The following is a 26,061-nucleotide window of genomic DNA, read 5'->3' on the forward strand; positions in this document are numbered from 1 at the left end:
GTCAAGGCAGGCTGAACAATCCCGCTACAGCTTGCAGGTCGCTTGCTCGCGGCTCCCGGCCACAGCATCGCCCGGCACGGTGGCCAGGATTTCGTAATGACCGAGCCCCAGTTCCTTCCCGTAGGCCTTGCCGACCAGCACATCTTGCACATGCTGGTGGTCCCAGGCTCGGAAGTAGGACCGGCCCTCTTTCAGCCCGTCGAACTCGTGGCCTTCCAGAGCCTTGATGACTGAAGCCGTGTCGGTCGTGCCGGCGCGGCGGACCGCTTCCAGGATCTGGGACATGGCCGCATAGCCGAGGTAGCAGCGCGAGGTCGGGGTATGGTTGTACTTGTCGATCACCCCTTGGATGAATTTCTTGGAGCCTTCGGTGTTGATCTTCGGGTCCCAGATCAAGCCCCAGATGCCGGCATTGTTGGCATAGCCCAGAGGCCGGCCGATCTGCTCGCCGGCAATCATGCCCCCGACACCGATCTTTTCCTTGGCCAGCTCCAGCTTGGCATAGGTCTTGAGCGCATTGACCAGGTCCCAGCCATACAGATTCAGCACGATCACCTGAGGCTTGGCGGCCTTGGCCTCGGTGAAGGCGGCGGTGAAGTCCGTCGTTCCAAAGGGCGTCGTGGTCCCGCCGAGGATTTCGGCTCCCTGCGCCCGCAGGGCGTCGGTCATCGCTTCCAGGGCGGAGCGGCCGTCCATGGTGTTCGCGGTGATCGTATAGCAGCGGGTGCCATAGGCTTTCACGATCGCCGGCGCCACGGCTTGCGCCATCATCCGCGCATTCGGCATGAACACGAACGTATGGGAGTTGCAGCGGGCGCCGGTCAGCTCCATGATGTGCGCGCCGGTGACCATGAACAGTTTGTTTTCTTTCTTCGCCAGCTCGCTGACCGCCAGCGAACACTCGCCGGTGAAGGTGCCCATCAGGAAGTCCACACGGTCTTCTTTGATCAGTTTGGTCGCGGCCTTGAGCGCGGTGTCCACATTGGAGGCTGTGTCGACTTCAAGAATGGCGACCTGGCGGCCCAACACGCCGCCCCGCTTGTTGTACAGGTCCATGGCCACCGTCGCGCCGTGGACGTCGTGGATGGACGACGTCTTATAGGGGCTGGAGAGGGGGTCGAGAATCCCGACCTTGATCGGTTCGCCGGTCTTCGCCCCGTCGGCCGCATAGGCCAGGCTCCGATCGCCGACCAGGCCCAGCGCTTCCCTCGCCAGGTCTCCCAAGGCCAGGGCGCCGGCCGTCAGCACCGACGCCTTCAAAAACCCTCTGCGCGACATGTCGTTCATGGTCTTGCCCCCTGTATCGTTCGGATGTGCCGTCGTTGTCACCGCACGAGCGCTACGACCGGTACGTCGAGACGACGCACCGGCGATCTTTACCAGAATTGCTCAGGTTTTCCTAGCTTGAAGTTGAGCCTCGAGCGAGGCGATCCTGGCTTTGAGCGGACCAGCAAGCGCCTCGACCTCTTCCGCCGAGTATCGAGGAGTGATGTACTTCGGGCAGTTCCAGTCGAACGAGACGACGTCGATGAAGACCAGCCGCTCCACGCTCGGCCGCATCTTCGGGTTGGTGATCTGCGCGACGAGTTCCGGATGGACACGGGCGTCCTCGACGCGGGCATGCCCCAACACTTTCAACCGTTCTCGATTCTTATAGTCCATGAGAAACAGCGCCACGCGGTCGTTCGCGGACACGTTGCCGGTCGTGAGCAGCTGCCGATTGCCCTTGTAGTCGGCGAACGCGAGGGTGGTTTCGTTGATGACCCTCAAGAATCCTATGGGGCCGCCGCGATGCTGGATGTAGGGCCACCCGCTCTCGCCGACCGAGCCCAGATAGAAGCTGTCCCGCGCCGCAATGAACTCGGCCTCGGCCTGGCTCAGCGGATCGCGCGCTGGTGCGCCTTCGATCGTGCCGCTGTGCCCATAGTACTGCCGCTGCGCGCGGCACACGGAGTCGGTGAATGTCAGATCGAGGTATTTCGTTGCCATCGATTGCCCCTGTGCAACGCTCGGCTCATCGGCGGCCGGAAGATCACCTCCGGCCGCCGCCATGAGGCGCGCTCAAAATATAATCGTATGCCACCCGTCCGCAACATACCGGCGCAGGCTCAAGAGGCCGGATGTCCCGGCCAGGGCATGGTCTTTTTTTCAGCGGCACCCCGCAGGATTCCACGCCCGCTGTGGCGCCAAAGACATCCGCGCATCCGCAGGAGACCCCTTGCACGACGTCGCGCACCGAGTTGTACAGGCCGTTGGCCGGATGCGAGAGCTTGGTCAGTTCGGCGGGCCATCTCGTGCCGGCCCCGTTGAACACCACGGCCACTTCATCGCCCTTCTGTTTGCTTTCCGATGCGAGGGCAAGGGCGTTAAAGACCCGGCCGAGTGCTTCTTCCGAACCGGATTTCGGATCGGACATGATAATGATGGCGGTTTTCATAGGTTCTCCTTGAGTTAAATGATTGGTGCTAATTTGCAGGTGTCCATTGGGCCTGCTCCCAGTGCCTTAGAGATCCGAAGCGTTCTTGTCTTTGATTTCATCCCAGTTCTTCTCCGCTTTCTTGATGTAGCCGGGAATGTCTTTCTCCCACTTCTGTTGAATGCCTTTGTCCAGATTCAGATAGAGTTTGCCCTCAACGATTTTCCACACCTCGGGATCAACCACAAACTTCTTGCCCAAGGCCACGCCGTAAGCACAATACCCGCCAGCGTGGCAAGTTGAATTTCTGTTTCAGCGTCATGGAACTCCTCCTGGTTATTGGTTGTTTTGGTGCCTCCGCTGCGATGGCCGAGGCACGATCAAGGTTGCTGACGTTACGGCCTACGTGGCCGGTCCGGAATGCTGTCTGCCGCGAAGCAATGCCCATGAAGACCCTCCCATTGTTAGGATAAGACGCGAAATATGGATAACCATCTAAATGTATATTTGACGGTTATACTATTTCTCAGCTAACCTGTCAAGAGATGTTTAGACGGTTTTCTTTTTAAGCAGGGACATCAGGAGATGGAGCGGAACCGATCAGGGCAGCCGTTTCTGTTCGTGGGCAACCATCTGTGTCTGGATTTCATCAACACGCAGATGATCGTGCAAGGGCAACGGACGGATCTTCTGAAGGAGTGGACGGACCTGCTTGCTTGGCTGGTCCGGGCGAAGCTGCTGAGTGTGGGCGAGGGGAAGGAAACGGTGGCGCGGCTGGATCGTGCCGAGGGGGAGCTGCTGCTACACGAGGCGAAGATGTTCCGAACGGTTCTGCGCGAGATGGCGGAGCGGATTGTTGCCGGCAAGCCGATCACCCGATCGACGGTCGAGGCGATCAACAAGCTGCTCAGCCAGCGCCCAGGCTATCCGCAACTCATCCGCACCAACGGTCGCTTTGGACGTCGGTTTCATTCGGAAACGTCTGGCGCAACCCAACTGCTCGTACCTCTTGCCGAGGCCGCAAGCGAGCTACTCTGTGCTGGCGCCCTGTCCCTTGTGAAGAAATGCCGGAACGACGCCTGCATCCTCTATTTTTACGATACAACAAAAAATCACGCCCGTCAGTGGTGCAGCATGGGCCTTTGCGGCAACCGCATGAAGGTCGCTGCGCACTACAATCGACATCGAGCAAAATCGTAGATTCGGTGTGACCGCGGACTGGCGGGGCTATCGGCCCGTGTGGAGCTCCCACCGGATGCTTAACTGTCCTGATCTTCCGTATAGCTCTGCTCGATCGCTCATGAGACGGCCCCTTGAGTGGCCCGATCAGCGGGGCCGACCCTATGCCTGGCTAACTGAACATGTCATAGGTATCGATCTGTTTGATCGACCAGAATACGGCCTCCTTGAGCTTCTTTAGCATCACGTTGTCCGGATCGCGTATGTGCTGGAGCTTCTTGTCCAACGCCTTCAGCGGCTCTTCCGCCCGCTTGTCCGGAAGTTTGCCCAGCGACCAGGCTACTTCGATTTGCACCCGGATATCGATGCCCGGCGCATCCAGCATCTGTAGCAGCGGCGGAATGATGCGCGGATCTCCGTGCAGGCTGCCGACGTGTCCGAGTCCCTTGGCGGCTGCGGCCTGCAGCTCCGGATCCTTCGAGGTCTTCAGGATGTCGATGAGGATGGGAATCCCATCCTTGCCGATGCTGCCCATGGCCTCAGCGGCCTGGCCGGCCAGATTTTTGTCTTTGAGGGCTTCCTTGAGCCTCGGCATGGCCTCGTCCGCCAGCATCTCGCCGAGGAGGGAGATGATTTTCAGCTTGCGCAACTGGTTCGTGCCGGAGGCGTCCATGAGCTTCAGCAGTCGGTCGGCCTGCCCCCATTCGGCCGCGAGGAGCACCGGGAAGTCATATTGATCGAGCCGCTCCTTCAGTTTGGCCATGGTGTAGGCTCCCGGATCGCCGGCATTGGCCTGCTGGGCCGCCACCGCCGCATCCTCGAAGTCGGTCCGGACTTCCTTCTGCCACTTGATCTTGGCGCCTCCCAGGATATAGGTGAGCTGGCAGGCCGGGCCCTTCCAGGTCCGCGAGGGGGAGTCGGGCAGGTCGGCATCGCTGCCCATGGTGCTGGTCCCTTCCCAGGTCTTGCGCTGTTCGCACTTGACCTTGAACACGACATCGTGGGGCTTGGCTTCGCTCGTTTCGACGGTATACCCCACGTCGGCCATGTGACGCACCACCGCTTCGGTGAGCGGCGCGGCGTCGATCGGCCCCTTGTCGGTGAGAGCCAGGACTTCCACGAGGACCGTCTGGGCTTTCGCCAATTGCTCTTTTTGTTCCTGGGTAAAGTATTCGCGGGAGGCCCAGCTCGTGCCGGCCGAACTCCCGAGTAGCAGGGTCGCCGCAATGATCACCCATCCCCGTGTCATGGTCACCCTCCTCTCGGCCTTTCGACGGAAGGCGTTCTTGCTCGGCGTTCGGTCCGCCGGATAGCCATAGTATACCCCTCGTCCCGGGCTTGCACCAGCGACACTGGAGCGTTCCTGTCGAGAACGGTGCGACCTGTTGACAGTGCACCGCCATGCCCTGTACAACGATAGCCGAGCGAGGGCTGGAGGCCGATGGAAACCCTCAACGAGCCCACGCGCCCCGTCGAAATCCTGAGACCGTGCCTTCCGACCAACCGGGCGCGAGAGTGGCGGAACTGGCAGACGCGCGAGACTTAGGATCTCGTGGGAAACCGTGGGGGTTCAAGTCCCCCCTCTCGCACCATAACCAAGCTTCGCTTGAGCCGTCGCCTCTTCATCGGTTTTTCGTAATTGCGGCGACGGAGAAACCCCTCAAGTGTTCTTGATGGTTTGCGATACACGCTTGCGAGTACCGGCGGCTATTCAGCGTTTTTAAGAAACTGAGGCCGCGGGATAAACACCTCAAGTGTTTTTGGCCCATACTTGAAAGCAATCTTGCTTACATAAGTCCACCCATCACCAAGGCCTGTCATCCATGAAAGTCGATGTCACTGAACTCGGCCCTGTCAAACGGGCGTTGAAGATCGAGGTCCCCTCCCAGGATGTGAATAAGCAGTTCGCCCTGGCCTACGCGGAGTTGAACAAGCAGGTGCGCATCCCTGGCTTCCGTCCGGGCAAAGCCCCTCTGGCCATGCTGGAAAAACGCTACGCCAAGGAAGTCGAGGAGGACGTGATCCGCCGGCTGGTGCCGGACTACTATGAGCGGGCCGTCCGGGAATCGGGGATCGTGCCGGTCCTCGTGGAGATCCCGCCGCTCGAGCGCGTGAAAATCAAGAAAGACGCCGCCTTTTCGTTCACGGCCACGGTCGAAATCAAGCCAAAGATCGAGTTGCGCGACTATAAAGCACCCAACCCGATCTCGCTCAAGCCGGACAAGCGCACCGTCACGGACGAGCAAGTCACCGGCACGCTCGAAGTCCTGCGCGAGCGGCAGGCGCAACTCGAGGCCGCACCGGCCGACACGGCTCTGGCCGAAGGGGACTATGCCGTCCTGGACGTGGAGGGATTCCTGGATCAGGCGCCGGTGGAAGGCGCCAAGCAAGCCGGGCAACTTCACAAAGTCGGCTCCAATGCGCCGATCCTGGGCATTGAAGTGGACGCGGCACTCGTGGGGAAGAAAGAAGGAGATCTCGTCGAGATTCCGCAGCCCTATCCGGCATCCCATCCGGACCAGCGGTTGGCCGGGAAGACGGTCGTGTATCGGGCCACGGTCACGGCGGTGAAGCGGAAGAAGCTCCCCGTCCTGGACGACGAATTCGCGAAAGATTGCGGCCCCTATGCCTCGATGGCCGAGCTCACGGACAAACTCCGGGCCGAAATGGAAAAAGCGCTCAAGAAAGACATCGAAGATACCTATAAAGATACGATCCTGAAGCGGTTGGAGGAAACCCACCACTTCGATCTCCCGGATACGCTGGTGGAACGGGAGCTGGAAGCGATCGTTCGCCAGCAGATGCAGGCCCGGCAACGGCAGAAGGGCCAGCCTGTATCGCCGGACCCGGTCGTGCGCCAGGAGGAAATCCGGAAAGCGCGGGAAGAGCACAAGGCCGAGGCGATGCGCCGGGTCAAGGTCGGGTTGGTGCTGGAGGCGATCGCCGACAAAGAAGGGCTGAAGGTCGAGCAGGAGGACATCCAGAACGAGCTCCTGCGGCTGAGCCAGGAGCTGCGGATGGCGCCGGAGGAACTGGGCCGCCTGATCCAGTCCGGCGGGCAGGATTCCATCGACGAGCTCAGAGCCCGCATCCTGGCCGACAAGGCGCTGGATTTTGTGTTCCGCCACTCGGTCATTCAAGGGTAAGGGGGAACGTGGCGCCTGACCGTCCCCGCTGCTCGCGCAACGCGCGGCCTCGGAAGGCCCTCGTTGGACACGCGCATGAAGGGACCGTCAGGCCACCTCGCGGAAGAGAAGTGAGTGATAAGGAAAGACGGCGGACGGCAGCCGTGCGGGGAAAATGTGATAAGATGGGCCCTGTGAGTAACCGGAACAGAAAGGACAGAGTGCTATGTTAGTGCCGATCGTCATCGAGCAGACCAACCGCGGCGAGCGCGCCTACGACATTTACTCACGCCTGCTCAAAGACCGAATCATCTTCCTGGGCGCGCCGATCGACGACATCTTCGCCAACCTCATCATCGCGCAGTTGTTGTTCCTGGAGGCGGAGGACCCGGAAAAGGACATCAATCTCTATATCAATTCGCCCGGCGGGAGCGTCACGGCCGGCATGGGCATCTACGACACGATGCAATACGTGAAGCCGCCGATCAACACGATCTGCCTGGGCCAGGCGGCCAGCATGGGCGCGCTGCTGCTGGCGGCCGGGACGAAAGGCAAGCGTTTCGCCCTGCCCAATGCCCGGGTGATGATCCACCAGCCGATGGGGGGCTACCAGGGACAGGCCACGGAAATCGACATCCATGCGCGGGAAATCCTCAAGATTCGGGAGCGATTGAACGAAATATTAGCCAAGCACACGGGCCAGCCCCTGGACAAGATCGCCCTGGACACGGAGCGGGATTATTTTCTGTCGGCCGACGAGGCCAAACGGTACGGATTGATCGACGAAGTCATTTCGCGTCCGCCGAAGGCAATCAAAGAGCCCGGCAAGGACCAGGGCAAGGACGGCGCGAAGGACAAGTAGCGGCACAGAGGCGTTCCCCGGGAGGGAGACAGCATGCCCAAGCAGGAAAAGACGGACCGGCACCTCCGCTGTTCGTTCTGCGGCAAGAGCCGGGATGAAGTGCGCAAACTCATCGCCGGCCCAACCGTCTACATCTGCGATGAATGCGTGAACCTCTGCAACGACATCATCGCGGAGGATTGGGAAGAGGCCAAGGAAGAAATCACCTCCAAGCTCCGGAAGCCCGCCGAGATCAAGCACCACCTGGACCAGTACGTGATCGGGCAGGACCGGGCCAAGAAGATTCTCTCGGTGGCCGTTCACAACCACTACAAGCGCATCTCCGCCAGCGAGGTCGACGAGGTCGAGCTCCAGAAGGGCAACATCCTGATGATCGGGCCGACCGGCACGGGCAAGACCCTGCTGGCGCAGACCCTGGCCCGCTATCTGGACGTACCGTTCACGCTGGCGGACGCCACCACGCTGACCGAGGCCGGCTACGTCGGCGAGGACGTGGAGAACATCATCCTCAAGCTCCTGCAGGCTTCCGACTACGACGTGGAACGGGCCGAGCGGGGCATCGTGTATATCGACGAGATCGACAAAATCAGCCGCAAGAGCGACAGCCCGTCGATCACCCGCGACGTGTCGGGCGAGGGCGTGCAACAGGCCCTGCTCAAATTGATCGAGGGCACCGTGGCCAACGTCCCGCCTCAGGGCGGCCGCAAGCATCCCCACCAGGAATTCATCCAGGTGGACACGAGCAACATCCTGTTCATCTGCGGCGGGGCCTTCGTGGGGCTGGAAGATCTCGTCGAGCAGCGGTTGAACCAGAAGTCCATGGGATTCGGCGCCGACGTGCGAGGCAAGAGCGAGAGCCGCCTCGGCGAGATGTTGGCGCGGGTGCAGCCGGAGGACCTCCTGAAGTACGGATTGATCCCGGAGTTCATCGGCCGCCTGCCGGTGGTCGCGACACTGGAGGAACTGGACGAGAAGGCGTTGATCCGCATTCTCACCGAACCGCGCAACGCGCTCACCAAACAGTACGAGAAGCTGATGTCCTTCGAGAAGGTCAAGCTCAAGTTCACCGAGGGGGCGTTGGGCGCCATCGCCCGCAAGGCCTACACACAGAAGACCGGCGCCCGCGGCCTGCGCGCGATCCTGGAAGAGGTCATGCTGGAAGTCATGTACGACGTGCCGTCGCAAAAACAGATCAAGGAAATCGTCATCACCGAGGAAGTGATCCACGGCAAGTGCGTGCCGATTCGGATCTTCGAGCAAGACAAGGAAATGAAGAGCGCGTAACGCCGGCCTTGCGCGCGATCACCAGTACAACATGCGGGGCGCCTCGGTGATGCCGAGGCGCCCCGTGCCGTTTGGCCACCCACGTACAAACTGCAAGAGCGCTTGGACAATCGGGCAACCTGCGCTAGACTACCCTTATGGGCAAAGGTGAAAAACGGGATCGCCTGACGCTTCCGGTCACCGTCACGGAGGCGCACAGGGGAAAGACGCTGGACGTGGACTGCGCGCAGGAGACCATCATCCTGCGCGATCCCGCCGGCGAACCACTGGGAACCGTGACCTGGCAGGCGGTGATCGAGCAGATCTGCGCCGCCACGATCCAGCGTCCGCCCGAACAGATGCGGGCTCAGCCGCGCGTGTCGTTTCTTTCCAAAGTGCGCTATGGGACGCCTGGCAGCCGGCCGGCCGAAAGCCGCGCCACGGGGATCGGCGGGGGCGGCTTGTTCATCGAGAGCACCGCCCCACTGCCGGTCGGCACGGATCTCGAATTGGAATTCACGCTGCCCGAGCGACCGGCCCAATGGCTGAAGGCCCGTGGCATCGTCGTGTGGGTATGCCCCAAGGCGGACCAGTACACGTTTTCCCCCGGCATGGGAATCCGCTTTACCAAGATCGCCGATGAGGCGCGAGGCTTGGTGCTCGCGCTGGTCGAGTCGTTGCGCCGGCGGCCGCTTGCTGACTGACGGGACCGGCGCAAGCCGACCCGCTCGCCTTGCTTTTCCGTCCGAAGCTGGATAGGCTCTCGTCTCACGCCCTAGCCATGAGACACAACCCCGGGAGAGGTGCGATGCGACCGTTCCTACTGTCGGCCCTGATCTGGTGGTTCGCCGTCGCTTCGACGGCGAACGCCGAGACGCCGTACCACGTCACCGGCCAGGACGGAGCCCCGATGGTGCTGGTTCCGGCCGGCGAATTCACGATGGGCAGCAACGAAGTCGACGACGAACAGCCGATTCACCACGTCCATCTGGACGCCTTCTATATGGACCGGTTTGAAGTGACGACATCGCGGTATGCATCGTTCCTCACAGCAACCCAGTTGGCGCCACCCCGCCACTGGAACGAAGTGCGTCTTCCCCAGGACGGCGAACGACCGGTCATCGGCGTGACCTGGTTCATGGCCGATGACTATTGCCGTTGGGCCGGCAAGCGTCTTCCGACCGAAGCCGAATGGGAGAAAGCGGCCAGGGGGACCGACGGACGGGTCTATCCCTGGGGCAACGAGGAGCCGACCGACGACCGCGGTAATTTCGGCAAGCCTCGTTGGGCCGGCTATGACACGGTGGCCCCCGTGGGCAATTTCAAGGCCGGCAACAGCCCGTACGGGATTGCGGACATGGCGGGCAATGTCTGGGAATGGGTGGCGGATTGGTATGCGGCGGACTACTATCGGACCAGCCCGTCCAAGAATCCGACGGGCCCCCCGCACGGAGAATCCCGCGGGTTTCGCGGGGGCGGGTGGAACTACGAGGGGTTGCTCGCGCGCGCGGCGGACCGGAACCATGACGACCCGACCGCAGGAATCAGCTCCTACGGATTCCGCTGCGTCAAGGACGCACCATAGCCGACAGGAGGAGGGGCCGTCTCAGGTCTTGGAATTGGCCGACCCTTCCGTCAAGAAGGTCACCGCCCAGGCGGCCCAACGGCGGACGCGCGCGTCTTCATCCTTCGCCGAAATGAACTGCAGCATCGGCAGCAACGAGTCATCCCCGAGTTTGCCGAGACGAAACGCGGCTTCGCTCCGTACCCCGACATCCGGATCCTTCAACAGCCGCTGGCGGATCGCCGGCAACGCATGCCCGTCCCCCAACTCGCCCAACGCCGCCACCGCGCCCTGCCGCACCGCCGCATCCTCGTCGGTCAACGCGTCCAGCAGCATCTGGTAGGCGGAGGGGGATTCCAGCCAGCCCAGAGCCTGCACCACGGCGCGCCGGGTCGCCGGATCCGCTTCATCCAGCGCCTCGCCCAATAGTTCCACCATCCCCTGCGTCGCGCCGATCTTACCGATCGCCTGCGCTACCGCTGCTTTGACTGCAGGGGAAGGATCGTTCAATTGCTGCACCAGCACGAGGCCAGCCGGATCGATCGCGCTCTCGCCCAGGTTGCCCAACGCCCAGGCACTGTACTGACGGACTATTTCATCGGGATCGAACAGCCCCTCGCGTAAGGCGACGACAACGCCCGGATCGGCAATCTTGCCCAAGGAGAGAGCCGCGGTCCGACGCACGACCGGATCGGGATCCTTGAGCAACGCAGTCAAACGCGCGACGACCTGGTCAGGATGATTGGGCTCGGGCGACTGGACGCAGCCGCCGAGCGCAATGAGCAGGAAGACAAGAGCGAATGGCTGATAGCGTATAGCTGAGCGAACGGGTGTTTGTAAGAGAATCCGGCCATGAGCCATATGTCATCAGCGCTTGATGATTTCAAGCCGGTTTGGGGGGGTCTTCCTGCACGGCCGGCAATTCCTTGGCCGCCTCGATGGATTGCTCCACTTCCTTCTGGGCCGCATCCATCTCAGCCCGGATCGTCCGCATCTCCGGGTCGATGGTATTGCGCACATCCGCCGCCGCCTGCCTGAAGGTCCGCAAGGCATCGCCCAGGCTCTCCCCGAGGCCCTGCATGTCCTGAGCGGCGGGAGCCGAGCCTTGCGCGGCCTTAGCCTTCAGCGCCGCCTGCTGGGCTTGCACCCGGGCCACGGCCTCCTTGTTCACGACCGCGGAGGGACGCTTCACCGGCGCCTTACCCTGGGCGGAGGCGGCCGGAACGGGCGGATAGGCTGCGCGGGCCTGCGGCATCCCGGCCTGCCGTTCTTCCATCGTTTGTCCGGTTGGGGCAGCCGGAGCGCCAGGCTGTGGCGCATTCGGGGCGCCTTTCGGCTTGGGCGGCTGATAGGCCTGCGGGGCCGCGGAGGCCATGAGCGACGCCGTGGTGCCGGGCGTCAATTCTGGACCGGGCCGGTACGGAGCCGTCGGTTGGGAGGCAGCCGGCGCGGCTGTCTGGCCTGGCACCGCCTGGGCTTGCACCACTTGCGCCTCTTCTATGTGAGCGGAGGGCTGGGCCGCCTGAGGAGCTGGCGGAGCATTGGGCGCGTTCGGATCAAGCGGCGGCGCTTCGTGGACTTCTTTCTTAAATCCTTTCAACGCCTTGCCTATTCCTTCGCCGATCTGCGGCAACCGGCCGGCGCCGAAGATAATCAGGATAATGACGAGGATGATGACGAGTTCCGAAATGCCCAGGGTGCCGAACATAGGCGCTTGCCTCCCCAATCAATCGCGCAAATAGACTCTATCTGCTGGAATCAGGCAGTGTCAAGCTGGCGCAGACACGTGAAACGTGAGGCATGAACCGTGAGATGGATGGAATCGGTCAAGGCTCGCCTTACGAAAAAATCGGCACGATCTCCGTCTGGAGGGGAAGGCCGTACACGACCGCCTCGCGATCCGCGAGATAGACGTCCAGTTCGCTCCGGATGCCGAACTGGCCGGGCAGATAGATGCCCGGCTCGAGCGAAAAGCAGGTGCGGGGGAGGAGGCGCCGCTTGTCCTGGGTTTCCAGGTTGTCGATGTTGGCGCCGTTGCCGTGGACCTCTTCGCCGATCGAATGGCCCGTACGGTGCAGGAACTTGTCCCCGTAGCCGGCGTCACGGATGACGTTGCGGCTGACCTCGTCTACCTCCCACCCGCAGGGAAAGTCGCCGGACGCCACGCGGGCCCTGACGAACTCCAGCGCCGCATCGCGGGCGTCGCGCACCGCGCCGAACACCTCGCGCTGCTTGGCCGGCACCTGACGCCCGACGTACCCGGTCCAGGTGATGTCCGCATAGACCGAGCCTGGCTCGGGCCGCTTGGCCCAGAGGTCGATCAAGACCAGCTGGTTCTCCGCGATCACGGACGAGCCGGTCGAGATCGGCCCATAGTGAGGATCTGCGCTATGTTCGTTCACGGCGGCGATGGGGGCGCTGGAGGTGACCAGGCCGTGTTCCTTGAATCGGGACAGGATGAACTGCTGCAGGCCGTACTCGGTCAGCTCTTTGCGGCCTGTCACCGATTCCCCCACGTGCCGGAACGCCTCGTCCACAATCTGCCGGAGTTTGGCGGCCGCGTCCTGATGGGAGGCCAACTGCCGCTCCGTCCAGACCGCCTCGAAGCGCTGCACCAGATCGGCCGAGGTCACCACCTCCACCCCGTGCCCGCGAATCTGCTCGATCGTGCCCGCGTCCACCCGCGACACGTAGGGAATGAAGTTCATCGGGGAATATTGCATGGCCGCCTGCTTCGCCTTCGCCAGGATGCGCGACAGGCAGGCGCCCAGCGATTGCCAGGACATGTACTGCACCGACTCGCCGGGCAGCTCGTCCAACACATGGGGTTCGATCTTGTGGGTCAGCTTGACCGGCGTCCCCTGGGCCGGCACCCAATAGAACCAGCGGCGGGTTACGTGCTTGGTCGGGTCCAGCAGCAGCACGCGATAAGCCAGGGGATCGCTGCCGCGGAAATCGTAGAAGAGCCAGCCGTCAAGACCCGGCGTCTCGCGCAGGGCCTGCTGAATCTCCGCCACGCGCTGGTGTTGAAGGTTTGGTGCATCAGCCATAGCGGGGGACATCATACCCTGAATCGCCGGGGATTTCCTACTCCGGTCCGGGCTGGCGATGCGGCTAAAAGGTCTTGCTCCAGGACAGCGTGAACAGCTCCGTTTGGCTGTTGAAGGGTTGCTCGTGCGGGCCGAAGTAGATGCCGGCCCGCACGTAGGAGACGGCGATGTCCCAAGGCGTATATTTCAGCGTGATGCCCAGGTGCAGGGACGCATGGCTCAGGGGCTCCCCCCTGGTCTCGACCACTTGCCCGGTGGTGAGGTTTTCGAGCCGGTGCAGCCGCTCGAACTTGTCGAAGCGGTACATGCCCACCGCAAAGGGGATGAACCGGATCGGCCCCCAGCTCTCCTGCGGTGCGATGCCGGCCACGAGGCCCGGCGAGAGCAGGGGGAGCGTCTTGTTCTTGGCATAGAACGAGTTGCCCTGAAACTGGAAGGTGCCCTCGGTGGTGGCATCGATGGTGCTGAGGCTCAGCCCGAACAACATGGGAATCCGGAGCCCCGGGCCGCTCATCGGGTCGTACACGACTTCCGCCATCGCACTATAGGCCGAGATCTGCAACGGCAGGTTCAGGCGGCTGTTCCCCTGCGCGTCAAACCCTTGCGCTCCGAAGCTGATCTGCTGGGCGCTGCCGCCGGCGGTGCGGGCGTAGACGCCCTGAAAGCCCACGCCCCAGTGGTCGGAGAGGGCGCGCAGGAACCGGACGGATATGCCGGCGCCTTGCGCGTCAAACTGGGCCAGGGTCTTCCCGTCGTTGCTGCCCGAATCACGGAAGTAGCCCGGCACCGCCTTCACATACCAATGGCCCTCCTCCATGCCATCCGTGGGGATCGCGTAGGTGGCAAAGCTGCCGAGGACGCCGGTGCGGACACCGGCTCCGGCGTTGACCCACTGGCCGTTGACCTGGATGCTGGCAGCCTCCGCCTGGACAGACGGTACCTCCCCCAAGATTCCCCAGCAGGCCATGATAACGATCGAGACCCATGACCGGCTGCGGCGAGTCATGCGAGCATGGGGGACGGGCGGCGCCCCCCTCAGGGGCTACCTTCCCCCTGTCATGCCTCTGATCGGACCGAGCACCTGCTTGCGGTATGCCTCCGACGTGCGCACGCTTTCCTCGCGCTTGGCATGATTCGCGTCGATGATCTGGTCGAACCGCTGGGCGCAGCCCTTCACATCGGTGGGGTCCAGACGGCAGGCCACGCAGGCGGCATAGCTCAAGGCGTAGATCCGGTTCACGTCGTGCGTGGCAGGGTAGTACTTCTCCAAGGCGCCCTGAATCTCGCCGGAGGCGCTGGCCCCGGCCACCGACGTGATGATGCCGCTGACATCCCCGCTGAACTTTTTCATCGTGTTCCGGTCCTCGTCGGCGACGCTCGACGGGAGCGGGCAGAATTCCCCCTTGATCTGGACTTCGTTGACGCCGCCGCAACCCTGCGTCAGCATCAGCAGACCGACCAGGGTGAGCAGAGTGGCCGAGGTGTTCCGTTGAACGCCGTGCAAAAACGTGTGGGTCGTCATGGGGTCCTCCATACCAAACTTCGTTTGAACCGTTCGCCTTGCAATAGTTCTTGGCGAACAGATAGACACCTCCAGGGATTCCCAATGCTGGCGGACTTTTGCAGCATTCTATTAGAAATGATAGTTGAGCCCAAGGTTCAGCGTGTTCGACGTGTACGTGGATTCAAAGCCACGGCCCGGCCCCAGCATGTTGTCGAAGCGAAGGTTCGCATAGTGGTACCGATATTCCAGAGACATGGACACGTGCTCGATCAGCAGGATGTTGAGCCCCGCAAAGCCGTTGGCGCCGGGGCTCCAGTTCGACGACGAGGCGCCGTCGGCATTGGCGAAGAAGACGCCGAGCCCGCCGCCGACATAGGGGCGAAACCGTTCGCCTGGATAGCGGGCCACCAGATTCGTGGTCCAGACGGTCATGCGCATATTCTGTCCGTTGTTCGCGCCCAACCCGGTGCCTCCGGTCACCGACGCCTGCTTGGAATTAATGTTCGGCGTCGAATTGGACACGTCCATGTCGAGTCCCAGCCACTTGTGACTCTCGAAGAAATAGCCCACCTTGCCCCCGTAGGAAAGCGTCGTTTGCTGGGTAAAAGTGTTCAACGTGCCGCCTTGCTGTCCCGTGCCGCTGGTGTTGCTCAGCCCGTTGGGAATCGTCGCACCCACCGTGCCGCCGACGTACCACTCGGCCGAAGCCGGAAGACTCCAGAGGCCGAGAAGCCCAAAGCACAAGAGGACACCGACACGGCGGAAACCGTTGGCGAGGCTGTTCTGCTCGATGACCTGCATAAATCCTCCTACTCCCGCTTATACACAAGAGACTGTCTTGCGACCGACAACCTTGTTCTCACACCCGTTAGTCCAGTGGGGGAACCCGATGGCGACTCCCCAGACCTCCGCTCACTGGGAAGGAGGAGAAAACGTAACTTGCGGTCCGAAGTTATAGCCGCTGCCTTGATTCGTCATAGTCACCCCGGTCACCGATCCATTGGCGATGGTGGCGACTCCCTGAGCCTGCATTCCGCTGGCAGGGGGGGTAATCGTGACCGTCGGCGGCGAGGTATAACCGCTACCGGGATTGGTGACGACCACCTGCAACACGACTCCCGCTTCCATGACGGCGGTTCCCTGGGCAGGCGCCATACACACAGAAGGGCTCAGAGGATAGGTAAAGCCGCCCGCGGGCGGATAGGCGCCCCTGGAGTTTACCGCCGACCAGGGCGGGTTCGTGACGCAATGGTAGCGGAAATTTTCCGTCACGGGAACTCTTGGGCCGGGTATCGTCAAGAAGGAATAGGTGACTTGATCACCGGCCGGGGGTGGCGTTCCATCAACAGGCGCCAGGAAGGCGGGCAATGCCGTGCCGTCTTGAGGTGCGGTGGTCGGCACCGGCAGGCCATTGGGCTGCTGCGGCGGTGTGGCATAGACGAAGTGGTACTGGTTCCAGGCGCTGTAATCGGTGCGGGCAATGGGGTGCGGCGGAACGCAGGGCGAGCAGGAAGGGGGCGTCCCTACCGTGGCATTGGTGAAGTTCACCAGATAGGCCGCGCAACCGGTTTCGTGGCAGGCAAAGAGGTCGGTCGGTTGCGGGGTTTTTTGAGCAACCAGGCAGGACGCATCCAGGGCGGCTTGCACGCCGCTGGGATCGCTGAAACTCTTGATCTGCTGAATTTGCGCGAGATAGTTCACGCCGGTATTGTAATTGGCTGCATCGCAGGTTCCGAAGGGGGAATACTGGCGCTGCACCGGCTTTTCTTCGATCATGTAGAAGTACAGCATGTTGTTCGCGGCGTCATAGTAATAGGTCTGAGCGGCAATGAAGGTCGCGATGTCGGCTGCGGTTGGTTTGGCTATGCCCATCAGGGTCTTGTAGGGCTGTTCGAACTGCTGCCAGCTCGTCGCTTGCGGTAACGTCATCCCGCCGGAATATTGGGTCGGTCCCCCCGGCCACGGAGCCGGAGGCGCTTGGTTATTCGCGCGGGCCAGGCAATCTTGCCAACGGGGCTCCGCATAGGCCTGCCAGGCAAAGAACGCGCTATCGCAGGAAGTGGAAGTGCCGCCTGGCGGGATATAGCCTGGCGGCCACACGAGAGGATTGTCATAGGGCTCCCCCCACTGGCGACGAATCCGGGAGACGTTGATTTTCGTCGGGTCTGTGACCTGCTGATAGACCGCGATGCGGTTGACAAAAAAGTCTCCGGCTTTTTTCACGGCCGGATCCGTATAACTGAACAGCAGCCGATTCTGGAAGGCGGCCGGTGTCGTCGTTTGGTGTTCGGTGCCGGTTTTCCCATAGACCGTGTAGCCCATCCGGTCCATGACAAAGGGTTCGTAAATCGGATTCTGTCCGCGACCGTTGAGAAACAGATAGGGATACACCGTATCGCCGTAGGCCGGCATGTCCCGCTTGATTTCCACGCGGAACGTCGCCGGGATGCCGCCCGGGGGGTTGTCAACCGACTCGATGTTCAAGGTGGCGTATTTGTGCGGGCTCATCAACGAAGTCGAGCGAAAATCGTTGGGCCCGCGCGAATGGGGCTCGTCCACGGTGTACTCCGTGGCGTAGTAGTCCACGCTGTTGAGCGAGACGGGGACCAGATCGTGATGGGAGGTCCCGCTCCCGTCCACGACCCTCAAGCCTGACAACTGGCCGTCCTTGTCGAGGATGACGGTCGTCTTATCCCCGTCGTTAAAGGGTCCCAGATTGACCGCCTCCGTATAGACTTGATGCTTGAAATCCACATTGTCCCAAATGCTGTTCTGGATGTACTGCGTGGGGGGGACGGTTTGTTGGTTCGATTGAATCCAGCCCGTGGCCGCATCTCCGACATAGCCGTTGAAAAGGGCCGTGACGGTTCCGTTCAACTGAGGAGCGCCCTGGAGTTGTCCCAGCGTGCCGAGCGGCGGATTCGCATTCTGGACCGTGTCAAACGCCGCGATGGTCTGAATATCGGTCTTGGTCAGTAACCGGGCTGCCGGGTTGTTCGGATGGATGCCGGTCGGATCGAAGCGGAAATTGACGAAACGGTTGTGCTCGATGCGGGCCGGGCCGTCGTAGTAGCTGTAGCCTTGGATGTTCATCGCGGCCTGGAAATTGGGAGTGGGAAAGTTTCCCCAGCCGCTTAGCCCCGAACTCAACTGCACATCGGTGCATTCCGTTGGCCAGGAGGGCGCATTGCTGCCGGCATATTGCCACATGCCGCTCCCCGAAGAAGATCCGGCATTGACGGAGCCGGTGGTCTGGAAGGTGGTGCCCGTCGTGGTCCCGACGGTCCAGCCGCCATTGGCCGACGTGTAGCCCTGCACCCCGGAGATTTGGACCTGGGCATTTTGCGGGGGGATGACCGGACTGGTGATGACGAGGTAGTTCGGCGCCGGTCCGGCAGTGCTCGCAGCACTCGTGATGGGAAAGGCACAGCCTGCCGGATACCGCTCCACATTGTTTCGCGTCATGCCGGCAATCACGTTTTCATGGGCCAGGCCCCAATAACCCGGCGGATTGCCCTCGGGGCCGCCGCCGCCGAGCAAGGAGAAGCCATAGGGATTCGTGGCCAACCGGTTGTTGTGCAGGGCCGTGTAGATGGTCCTGATCCACACACCGCGAAAACGCGAGCGGGTGACGGTGTTGTCATTGAGCAGCAGTACCGGAGCCTGACGGGCGACGTGCCACGTGCCGCCGCTGCCTCCATAGGTTCCGGTGCCGGTCGAGCCATTGAGCGAGAAGGTGCCGGAGCCGTAACCCACGGCGGGCGTGGTGACGAACCAGGTGTTGTCGGCCGAGGTGCCCGTTCCCGAGATCGTCACCTGGGTTCCGGTGGACGGGGGAGTCGAAGTGGTCGTCACGACGATGGGCGGAAGCGCGACCCCTGTGATGCTCTGAGCCTGCAGCTGCCAGTTGCCCGTATTAGTCACAGGAAAGCCCGCGTTGCTGCTGCTGGTCGAGTTATTGAGCGAGAAAGTGCTGGTGCCGGTGTTCGTGACGGTCCAGGTGTTGTCGGCGGCAGTTCCGGTCCCGGTGATCGTCACCTGCGTATTCGTCGGGGGGGCAGGAATGCCGCCCGGAACGGTAATGACGATGGGCTGGTTCGTGACCTTCGTGGCCGTAAAAACGGGATAGGCCGGCAGTTGCCAAGTCCCGCCGCTGCCCGAATAGGTCCCGGTGACGATCGCGTTCTTGATCCCGAACGTATACGGTTGCCGGCTATTGTTGATGTTCGTGACGGGCCATGTGCCGGCTTGGATGTTGGTTCCGGCGATGGTCACCGTTTGCGTGCCGCTGGGCAGGGGCGTCGGACTGGTGATGGTGATGGGTGGAATCGTCACGCCCGTGACGGGATAGGACGACGATGGCAGGAAGGGTTGGGGATTCAGCGCCATGACGGTATCCGCATTGGTATCGATGCCGTTGTAACACCCATGCGAGCGGTTGCCGGTAAACTCCGGATAGGCAAAGCGCTGGTTGTTCTGAGTCAAGAGCCAATAGGCTCGTCCCTGGGCCTGGCATCCGGCCACCGAATTGTTGACGAAGGTATTGCCGAGGTTGGTAATCCAGAATCCACCGGGATGGAAAAGATCAGGTCCGGGCATGCAGGACCCACCGGGGCAGACGGCATTGGCGCCCGAAAATGAGGTGTCCGGGATGCCGCTGGTGGCATACCAGGTGGCGGACGAATAGGAGCGTTGCAAGTTGTCGCCGTCCCAATAAGTGCTGCCATTTTGTCGCGGGTAGGAATAGGTGCTGTTGGCCGCCATGGTGCCGGCGATGAGGTTCCGCATGAACTGGTTGCCGGTGATGCCGGTCCCGTCCTCCAGGTAGACCCCCTGGCCGACGGTGCGGACGCAGACGTTGTTGTAGAAGTTGGCATTCCCCGTGGCGTGAACCACATAGCACTTGTTGTAACTGTGGTGCACGCTGACGTCCTGAATCAGGACGTTGGTCCCACTGGGCAGTTTGTGCAAGTGGACGGGGTAGCGTCCCACCAGGGCCTGGCCGAACTTTTCAATCTCCACGCCCACCAACGTCAGGGTGGGGCTGGTCGTGCCGCTGACCATTGTGACCACGTGGCCGCCGATGAAATTGTTGGCGTCGGTGGTTTGGCCGGCCGCCGAAGTGAGTTTGATGTTCCGGGACAGCAGGGCCACCTCCGCCCTTTCGTCGATCCCATAATTGCGATGATGGTCGTCATAGAAGCTTTTGGCTTGGCGGCTGACGTCGATCGCGTTGCCGCCTGGCACGACGACCTGTTTCGTCTTGGCCGGAAAGAGCCCCGGCGTCGGCGCGAGCCCGCCATAGTGGTAGTGCTTGAGCTTCGTGCCCGAGCAGAGGGTGAGCTGGCTCACCTGGGCCGGCGTGCCTGGGATGGGGGTCTTGGCGGAGGCTTCCGGGTTGGCCACGGCGGCGATGCTGCAGATCTGCACGATCTCCGTCTGATGCGAAGTAAAGCTGGTCGTAGCGACGGCCACCCAGTCGTTGACCTGCCAGTCCACCTGCATTGCCAACGTCAACGTCGTGTCCGGATTCGTCGCCGGCACGGGCGCGCTGACGTTTTCCGCGTCGTTATACTTGGCCGGCCCGGCGGGCACCGAAAGATAGGTCCAGCTCTTCGTGCCGAAAACCGTGTTGATGAATATCGGATTCCGGAGGGGATTGTTTTGCGTGCCGTCCGGCCTCGCCGAGAGGCCTTTGCCGCCATAGAGCGCCAGGGTTCCCCCGTCCATGACGGTGAGGTCGCGGGCATTGGGGTTCTGGTCGCCCGCCGTGGGCGGGAGCGCCGCCGAGGCGTTGCCGGCCATGACGATCGTGATCTGGCTTTGAATGGGCGCCGTCACCGAGCCCGCCTGCATCGCGCCGCCGTTCCGGATCAGGAAAGAGCTGGCATAGAGCGTCATGGCCTGGTCCTGCAGGGTCAGGGTGCCGCCCGAGCCGACGATGACAGGCATCAGAGGCGCTTGCGCAGTGAACGTTGCATCCGACGTGCCCACGGTCACGTTTTGACAAGGGGTACCGCTGGCAATATGCAAAGCCGTGACGGCTTGCGGCACGACGGGCGGGTTTGCCGGTATGGTCAGCTGGCACTGACCATTGTTGTAGTTAGTCACGGCCTGGCTCAGGGTGATGCTTGACGCTGTGCCTCGGAGCGGAGCCCCCAACGGGGCTTGAGATTTTCCCCCCAAGGCCTTGGCCAGCTTGTCGGCCTCGGCCTTTCGCACCTCGCTCTCCTGTTCCATAGACTGGGCAAGCTTGCGCTCCTGCTGCAGTTCGGCGCTCATCTTGGCCTTGGCCCGCTCCCGCTCCTGCCGGACTTGCTCCACGTCGCCGGAGGAGGCGCAGCCGGTCAAGAGGCCCACACACATGAGCAGGGCCACGGTCCCGGTCTGCGCGCGACGTTGGATGATCGTGGCCGTATCGTCTGTCGTCATACCGATCCTCCTTCTCCTAACTCGCATCTCTGCGCAGCGATCTTGCGATGGCCCGGCCCGCCCTGGCTCAACCGGGAGGACGAGATCAACGCTGCTAGCAATGACCCGGAAAACAGACGGTTGAGGCCTGCTTGCCAGGCACCGGCGCAAAGGGTGTGCCAATCCCGAGGGTATTGTTATTCAAAATGGACACGGTCGGGAAACTGTTCGCACTCCCCCCATTCCACCCCGGAGTCAACAGATTGGAGATGGGAGGGGTGAGGAAGGCATTGTTGATATTAAACATGGTATAGCTGCCGCCGTTGGTGACGGTCACCGAGGACACCGACTCACCAGAGAGGGCGGCGGTGCCCTGGGCCGCCGTGCCGCCCGGCGACGGGTCAAACCCGACGCCCGGCACCGAGGTATAGCCGTTGCCGCCGTTGGTGACGGTCACCCCATTCACCGCGCCGCCGGAAACGGTGGTGGTTCCCCTGGCAAAAGACGATCCCACATTCGGCGCGCCAAAGGTGACGCCAGGGGGGATCGACGAGGGAGTCAGGGAAGAGAGGTTGACAACATAATTCCCCTGGTAAACGGTGCTGCTGCTCCCATCGGTGATGGTGAGTCCATACACGTTGAGCCCTGGGGCGCCCTGGATGGGAGCGCTGGCGCCGAGCGTATAGGGCGCGTTATTGATGGAAACCTGATAGCCTGCGGGGATTTTCCCCGAAGTATTCGCCGACCAGCTGAGACTGGTGCCGAATGGTATGGACCCGCTTGGAGGCGTGATCCGCCCGGTGGTCGTGCCATAGACGGGAACGGTATAGGATTGAATCGAATTGGGGCCTGTGGCCGTGACACTGATTTGGTAGGTGGTGCCGGGGCTCAGTCCCGAGATGGTCGTGCCGGACGGGCTGGGCGTGGCGGGCGTCAGGGTGACCCCGGGAACCGGAATGCCCCCGCCGTAGGTCACATTGACCGTATAGGCCGTCGCGCCGCTGCTGGCCGGCCACGCAATCGTCAGCGAGGTGTTCGTCGGATTCGAGACGGTCACGATCGGAGCGTCGAGACGAGTGTCATTCAGGATGGTGACGCGCAGCGTGGTTGCGTTGCTCGGCACCGGCACGAAGGGACTGGGCCGTCCACCGCGGTCGCTGTAGGCAAAGCCATAGGCATCGGACAGGTTGTAAAAGACCGCGGCATAGGGATTGTAGTAGCCATCGTTCGTCTTACGGGCGCCGCCGAAGGGGTAGAGGGTCGGCGGATTGCTGTACCAATTCGCAGTATTCTGCGGGACGTTGCTCCCCTTGCCCGCATATCCGAAGTTCATGCCCGCCATGAAATCCCCCGCAATCACCGCATAGAGGCTGTTGGGGACGGAGGCGATTTGTTGCGGGGTCATTCCCGTCGTCGGCACCGTGAAGGCCGTGGCAGGCGCACCATAGAGGTTCACGTCGTATCCAGCCTTGGAGGAAGGAGCCGGCAGGTTCACGGTCACGGTGAGATTCGCCGGGAGCACCACGTTGGCCGGCGGAGTTGGCGGAGCGGCGATCGTGACGGTCGGCGCCGAGGTATAGCCGGTGCCGCCGTGGGAGATCGTCACTCCCGACACCATCCCGCTCGGCGAGAGGGTGGCGGTTCCCTGGGCGCCGGACCCTCCGCCACCGGTGAAGGTGACCGCCGGCGCACCGCTAAAATAGTCGCTGCCGGGGTTGGTGATGGTCACCGCCGTCACCGCTTGGCTAGCGATGGTCGCCGTACCTTGGGCCGTCGTTGCGCCAGGGGGGATTCCACATGGCGCTCCGGTCGTGGTGCCCGTTAACGTCACGGTATATCCGCCCTTCCCGTTGGAAGCGAACTTTCCATTGTAGGAGTAAGGGATGGCCGGGCAACCGGCATTCGAGAACCCGTTGTCGGCGAATGACTGTCCGACCAGGGAGGCCAGATACGACCCGTAACTTGGATAGGGCGCCGGAGAGCCGGTCGTCGAATTGGACGCCAGGAGCGAAGGGCCCATGACGCGGATGAACGGCGATACGCCCTGACTCGGAGTCCACCCTGACGGCCGAAACGCGCCTCCCATCTGTGGGCTGAGCCCATAGAGTTGGTTCAGAATCGTGCTCGTCGACGTGTAATAGGTCATGGTGGCGATGACGTTGTTGCCGGCATCGAGATAGTCGTATTGCATCGGAATGCCGAAGAAGTCCATGGACGTCAGGTCCGCGCCGCCCGGAGCCGGATAGGCAAGCTCCATCTTGTCCCAGCGGAACGACTCGGTGCCGGTCGGAAACGCGCCGTTTGTGACGGCGACCGGCGCGGTATAGGAGACCATGAGGCGCCCGCTGCTGATCGCGGCGACCGAGAATTGATACACATTCTGAGTGGCGCCGGTGTAGGGGGATATGGTCGTGCCGCATGGCGTGAGACTGCTCAATGGGCCGGCCGTCTGCGTTCCGCTTGGGTTCACGCCGATATCAAGATACGCAAGACCGCTAGGCACGCCGCTGGAGGTCCATCCGATGCCTTTCCCGGTCAGGAGCACATAGACCTGGCTGTCGTGCAGGTTGCTGTCATTGACCAATTGGACCGCTAGCTGATTGGTATTGGTATTTGCCGGGCAAGAGCCCGAAGCGCCGAGAGATGAGGGCTTGCCGTTCCCCTTCCCCCTCAAAGCCTGGGCCAGCTTCTCGGCGGAGGCCTTCTTGGCCTCGCTTTCTCTTTCCATCGAGGCAGCCAGCGCCTGCTCCTGCTGAAGTTCGGCGCGCATCTTGGCCTTGGCCTGCTCGGACTCGTGCCGCGCCTGCTCCACGTCGCCGGAGGAGGCGCAGCCGGCCAACAGCAGGGCGGTCGCGAGAAGAATACCGGAGCCGGAGCGGCGGCTGGCGTTCGATTCGTGCGAGTGTACGCGCGCCATGAGCCTCTCCCTATTCAAGGTTTTTCATCGTGGCCCGGACTTGATTGAGGGCGTCCACATGGCGCGCCTCTTCGGCTTTCAGATATTCTTTGACGGACTGGGATATCTTGGCATGCGCGGCGCGCAGCGTTTCGTTCTCTTTCGCCAAGGTGGAGAACTGCGTCTGCTCCTTCATCAGGTCCGCCCGCAGCTTGCTCTCCCCCTGTTGCGCCTCCTGCTTGATCTGCTCCAGGTCGCCGGAGGTCGCGCAGCCGGCGGCCGCCCAGAGGCCGAGCGCGAGGACGAGGCCGAGCGATTTTCCCGAGCGAATCATTGCATAGTTCGATGACAGATCCATGGGCACCTCCTCCATATGTTACGTTGTCGCATCTCGAAGCCGTCAAACGCCTTGCCAGCCATTAAAAGGTATTGCCACGCTGCAGGCAATACCTTTTTCATCGGGACCGGAACGAGCCGTGCAAAATAAGACCGTTTTCTTCGGGTGCGTCAAGTGACGCAAATACCGTGCCCATAGCCTTGCGTCAGATGCCGATGCCGGATTTTTCGCATCTCCGCATTCCTGCTAGCGTCTCGCTGTGGACGAATTTCTCCAGACCTTTGTCGAGCCTGTGGGGCCGGCGCAACAGTGAGTCAAATTCATGACCCGGTCGATAGAGAGAGTCCGGCCTTGTGTCACGTGAACGCCTGTGGCATAAGAGACCGAGGAACCCACAGCATGCTGTCGCAGCCCAGCCCCGAACTGCCCCCCTACCGCATCACGCTCTTCTACGGGCCGGAGCCTGTTGAGGCCCTTCCGTCGCATGTGGCCTGCGTCTTCAACGTCAAGAAACGGAGTTGGAAAGGCGGTGTGCAGGTGGCGGTCGAAGTGAACGAGGCGCAAACTGCCCGCGCCAGCCAGGCGCTCGACTTCGAGGCCTGGCTGCGCAAGGCCCTGGCTTCCATCGCCGTTGCGGAACGACCAACCTACGAGAGCCGGGCCAGGGAACTGCTTATCCAAGGTCTCTGCTCGCTCAAGTTGGATCTGGCCATCAAGGCGGGGATTCAACAGGCAAACAGCCGCATCGCGGCTGACGCCTTCGTAAACGAGCTGAATCAAGCGGTAGAGCAGCAGGCAGACCGACTGAAATCACAGATTCTCGCCGAGCTGGACCTGGCCGCGCCATGACGTAGCCAAAGTCGAACGTCTCGCACGTCCGCACGTCCCGAAAGTTGTCGGTCCGGACGTTTCGACTTTCTGACTTTCTGACTTGCGACTATGACAGAAGGGTTTGCATAAGCTCTGGAATTTGCTATATACAACAGCCTGTGGGAAGCTGGGTCAAAATCCCCCATAGGATGGTATCCGGCCGGACGTCAGGAAAGGAGGAATTCCCGTGCGAACAATGATGAAAGGGCTGGCGGTGCTGCTGGTGGTGGCGCTCGTGCACCTGGCCGTCGTTCCGGTGATCGCGGCCCAGGGGACGGAAGACGCATCCCAGGGGTCGGCCAAAGGCGCAGGGCTGCAGGCAGCCAGTTGGCTGCTCACGCTTCCCTATGGTGCCACCAAAGTCTGTTTTGCGATCCTCGGCGGAGTAACAGGCGGCCTGACCTACGTCTTCTCCGGCGGGAATCTGGATGCGGCCAAGTCGGTCTGGCACACCAGCGTGTACGGAACCTATGTTCTCACCCCTGAGCACCTGCAGGGAGACAAGCCGGTGCGGTTTCTTGGCGTGGCCTCGGAGAATGACGGCGCCTCCCTGACGACCGAGCCGGGGAAATAGCGGCGCCCAC

19 protein-coding genes, 1 tRNA gene and 3 pseudogenes are annotated in these 26,061 nt (G+C 62.1%); 9 read left to right on the forward strand and 14 right to left on the reverse strand.

What is annotated here, in order from left to right; translation table 11 throughout:
• Positions 1-24: 24 nt before the first annotated feature.
• From EPO61_00120 to EPO61_00135, 4 genes and pseudogenes are all read right to left on the reverse strand, one after another.
• Positions 25-1,287 carry a hypothetical protein gene (locus EPO61_00120; GenBank protein ID TAJ11037.1) on the reverse strand — a complete coding sequence of 421 codons (1,263 nt, stop codon included), beginning with the start codon at positions 1,285-1,287 and terminating at the stop codon, positions 25-27.
• Positions 1,288-1,389: 102 nt separating this feature from the next.
• Entirely contained in the window at positions 1,390-1,989 is a 600-nt protein-coding gene (locus EPO61_00125) for a pyridoxamine 5'-phosphate oxidase family protein (GenBank protein ID TAJ11038.1), read from the reverse strand.
• Positions 1,990-2,061: 72 nt separating this feature from the next.
• A pseudogene (locus EPO61_00130) lies at positions 2,062-2,437 on the reverse strand (hypothetical protein).
• 66 nt (positions 2,438-2,503) lie between these two features.
• Positions 2,504-2,701 (reverse strand): annotated as a pseudogene (locus tag EPO61_00135) (YHS domain protein).
• A gap of 300 nt (positions 2,702-3,001) precedes the next feature.
• Here EPO61_00135 and EPO61_00140 point away from each other — a divergent pair.
• Entirely contained in the window at positions 3,002-3,616 is a 615-nt protein-coding gene (locus EPO61_00140) for a hypothetical protein (protein ID TAJ11039.1), read from the forward strand.
• A 151-nt stretch (positions 3,617-3,767) separates the two neighbouring features.
• Here EPO61_00140 and EPO61_00145 read toward each other — a convergent pair whose 3' ends face one another.
• Positions 3,768-4,844, reverse strand: a complete 1,077-nt coding sequence (locus EPO61_00145) for a HEAT repeat domain-containing protein (GenBank protein TAJ11040.1) — start codon at positions 4,842-4,844, stop codon at positions 3,768-3,770.
• Between the two features lie 260 nt (positions 4,845-5,104).
• Between EPO61_00145 and EPO61_00150 the strand changes: the two genes are divergently transcribed.
• From EPO61_00150 to EPO61_00175, 6 genes are all read left to right on the forward strand, one after another.
• Positions 5,105-5,187: transfer RNA gene (locus tag EPO61_00150), tRNA-Leu, on the forward strand.
• A gap of 231 nt (positions 5,188-5,418) precedes the next feature.
• Positions 5,419-6,741: a trigger factor gene (tig, locus tag EPO61_00155; GenBank protein TAJ11041.1), complete on the forward strand. Its 1,323-nt coding sequence runs from the start codon at positions 5,419-5,421 to the stop codon at positions 6,739-6,741.
• A gap of 205 nt (positions 6,742-6,946) precedes the next feature.
• The gene (gene clpP, locus EPO61_00160; GenBank protein ID TAJ11042.1) at positions 6,947-7,582 is read left to right on the forward strand and encodes an ATP-dependent Clp endopeptidase proteolytic subunit ClpP; all 636 of its coding nucleotides are present in this window, start codon (positions 6,947-6,949) and stop codon (positions 7,580-7,582) included.
• 33 nt (positions 7,583-7,615) lie between these two features.
• Positions 7,616-8,866 carry an ATP-dependent Clp protease ATP-binding subunit ClpX gene (gene clpX, locus EPO61_00165; GenBank protein TAJ11043.1) on the forward strand — a complete coding sequence of 417 codons (1,251 nt, stop codon included), beginning with the start codon at positions 7,616-7,618 and terminating at the stop codon, positions 8,864-8,866.
• 137 nt (positions 8,867-9,003) lie between these two features.
• Positions 9,004-9,549, forward strand: a complete 546-nt coding sequence (locus EPO61_00170; GenBank protein TAJ11044.1) for a hypothetical protein — start codon at positions 9,004-9,006, stop codon at positions 9,547-9,549.
• Positions 9,550-9,626: 77 nt separating this feature from the next.
• Positions 9,627-10,430: a formylglycine-generating enzyme family protein gene (locus EPO61_00175; protein ID TAJ11045.1), complete on the forward strand. Its 804-nt coding sequence runs from the start codon at positions 9,627-9,629 to the stop codon at positions 10,428-10,430.
• Between the two features lie 21 nt (positions 10,431-10,451).
• Here EPO61_00175 and EPO61_00180 read toward each other — a convergent pair whose 3' ends face one another.
• From EPO61_00180 to EPO61_00220, 9 genes and pseudogenes are all read right to left on the reverse strand, one after another.
• Entirely contained in the window at positions 10,452-11,270 is an 819-nt protein-coding gene (locus tag EPO61_00180) for a HEAT repeat domain-containing protein (GenBank protein TAJ11046.1), read from the reverse strand.
• A 694-nt stretch (positions 11,271-11,964) separates the two neighbouring features.
• A pseudogene (tatA, locus tag EPO61_00185) lies at positions 11,965-12,117 on the reverse strand (twin-arginine translocase TatA/TatE family subunit).
• A 130-nt stretch (positions 12,118-12,247) separates the two neighbouring features.
• Positions 12,248-13,474 carry an aminopeptidase P family protein gene (locus tag EPO61_00190; protein ID TAJ11047.1) on the reverse strand — a complete coding sequence of 409 codons (1,227 nt, stop codon included), beginning with the start codon at positions 13,472-13,474 and terminating at the stop codon, positions 12,248-12,250.
• Between the two features lie 49 nt (positions 13,475-13,523).
• Positions 13,524-14,426 (reverse strand): hypothetical protein, encoded by a 903-nt coding sequence (locus tag EPO61_00195; GenBank protein TAJ11048.1) that lies wholly within the window; start codon positions 14,424-14,426, stop codon positions 13,524-13,526.
• Positions 14,427-14,501: 75 nt separating this feature from the next.
• The gene (locus EPO61_00200) at positions 14,502-14,981 is read right to left on the reverse strand and encodes a hypothetical protein (protein ID TAJ11049.1); all 480 of its coding nucleotides are present in this window, start codon (positions 14,979-14,981) and stop codon (positions 14,502-14,504) included.
• 111 nt (positions 14,982-15,092) lie between these two features.
• A complete protein-coding gene (locus tag EPO61_00205) occupies positions 15,093-15,764 on the reverse strand; it encodes a hypothetical protein (GenBank protein TAJ11050.1) in 672 nt (223 codons plus the stop codon).
• A 111-nt stretch (positions 15,765-15,875) separates the two neighbouring features.
• A complete protein-coding gene (locus EPO61_00210; GenBank protein ID TAJ11051.1) occupies positions 15,876-21,422 on the reverse strand; it encodes a hypothetical protein in 5,547 nt (1,848 codons plus the stop codon).
• 67 nt (positions 21,423-21,489) lie between these two features.
• Positions 21,490-24,291 carry a hypothetical protein gene (locus tag EPO61_00215; GenBank protein ID TAJ11052.1) on the reverse strand — a complete coding sequence of 934 codons (2,802 nt, stop codon included), beginning with the start codon at positions 24,289-24,291 and terminating at the stop codon, positions 21,490-21,492.
• Positions 24,292-24,301: 10 nt separating this feature from the next.
• Positions 24,302-24,628, reverse strand: a complete 327-nt coding sequence (locus tag EPO61_00220) for a hypothetical protein (protein TAJ11053.1) — start codon at positions 24,626-24,628, stop codon at positions 24,302-24,304.
• A 378-nt stretch (positions 24,629-25,006) separates the two neighbouring features.
• Between EPO61_00220 and EPO61_00225 the strand changes: the two genes are divergently transcribed.
• A complete protein-coding gene (locus EPO61_00225) occupies positions 25,007-25,456 on the forward strand; it encodes a hypothetical protein (GenBank protein TAJ11054.1) in 450 nt (149 codons plus the stop codon).
• A 208-nt stretch (positions 25,457-25,664) separates the two neighbouring features.
• Positions 25,665-26,051, forward strand: a complete 387-nt coding sequence (locus tag EPO61_00230) for a hypothetical protein (protein TAJ11055.1) — start codon at positions 25,665-25,667, stop codon at positions 26,049-26,051.
• The last annotated feature ends 10 nt before the right edge of the window (positions 26,052-26,061 follow it).

The organism is Nitrospirota bacterium (assembly GCA_004296885.1).
GTDB lineage: Bacteria > Nitrospirota > Nitrospiria > Nitrospirales > Nitrospiraceae > SYGV01.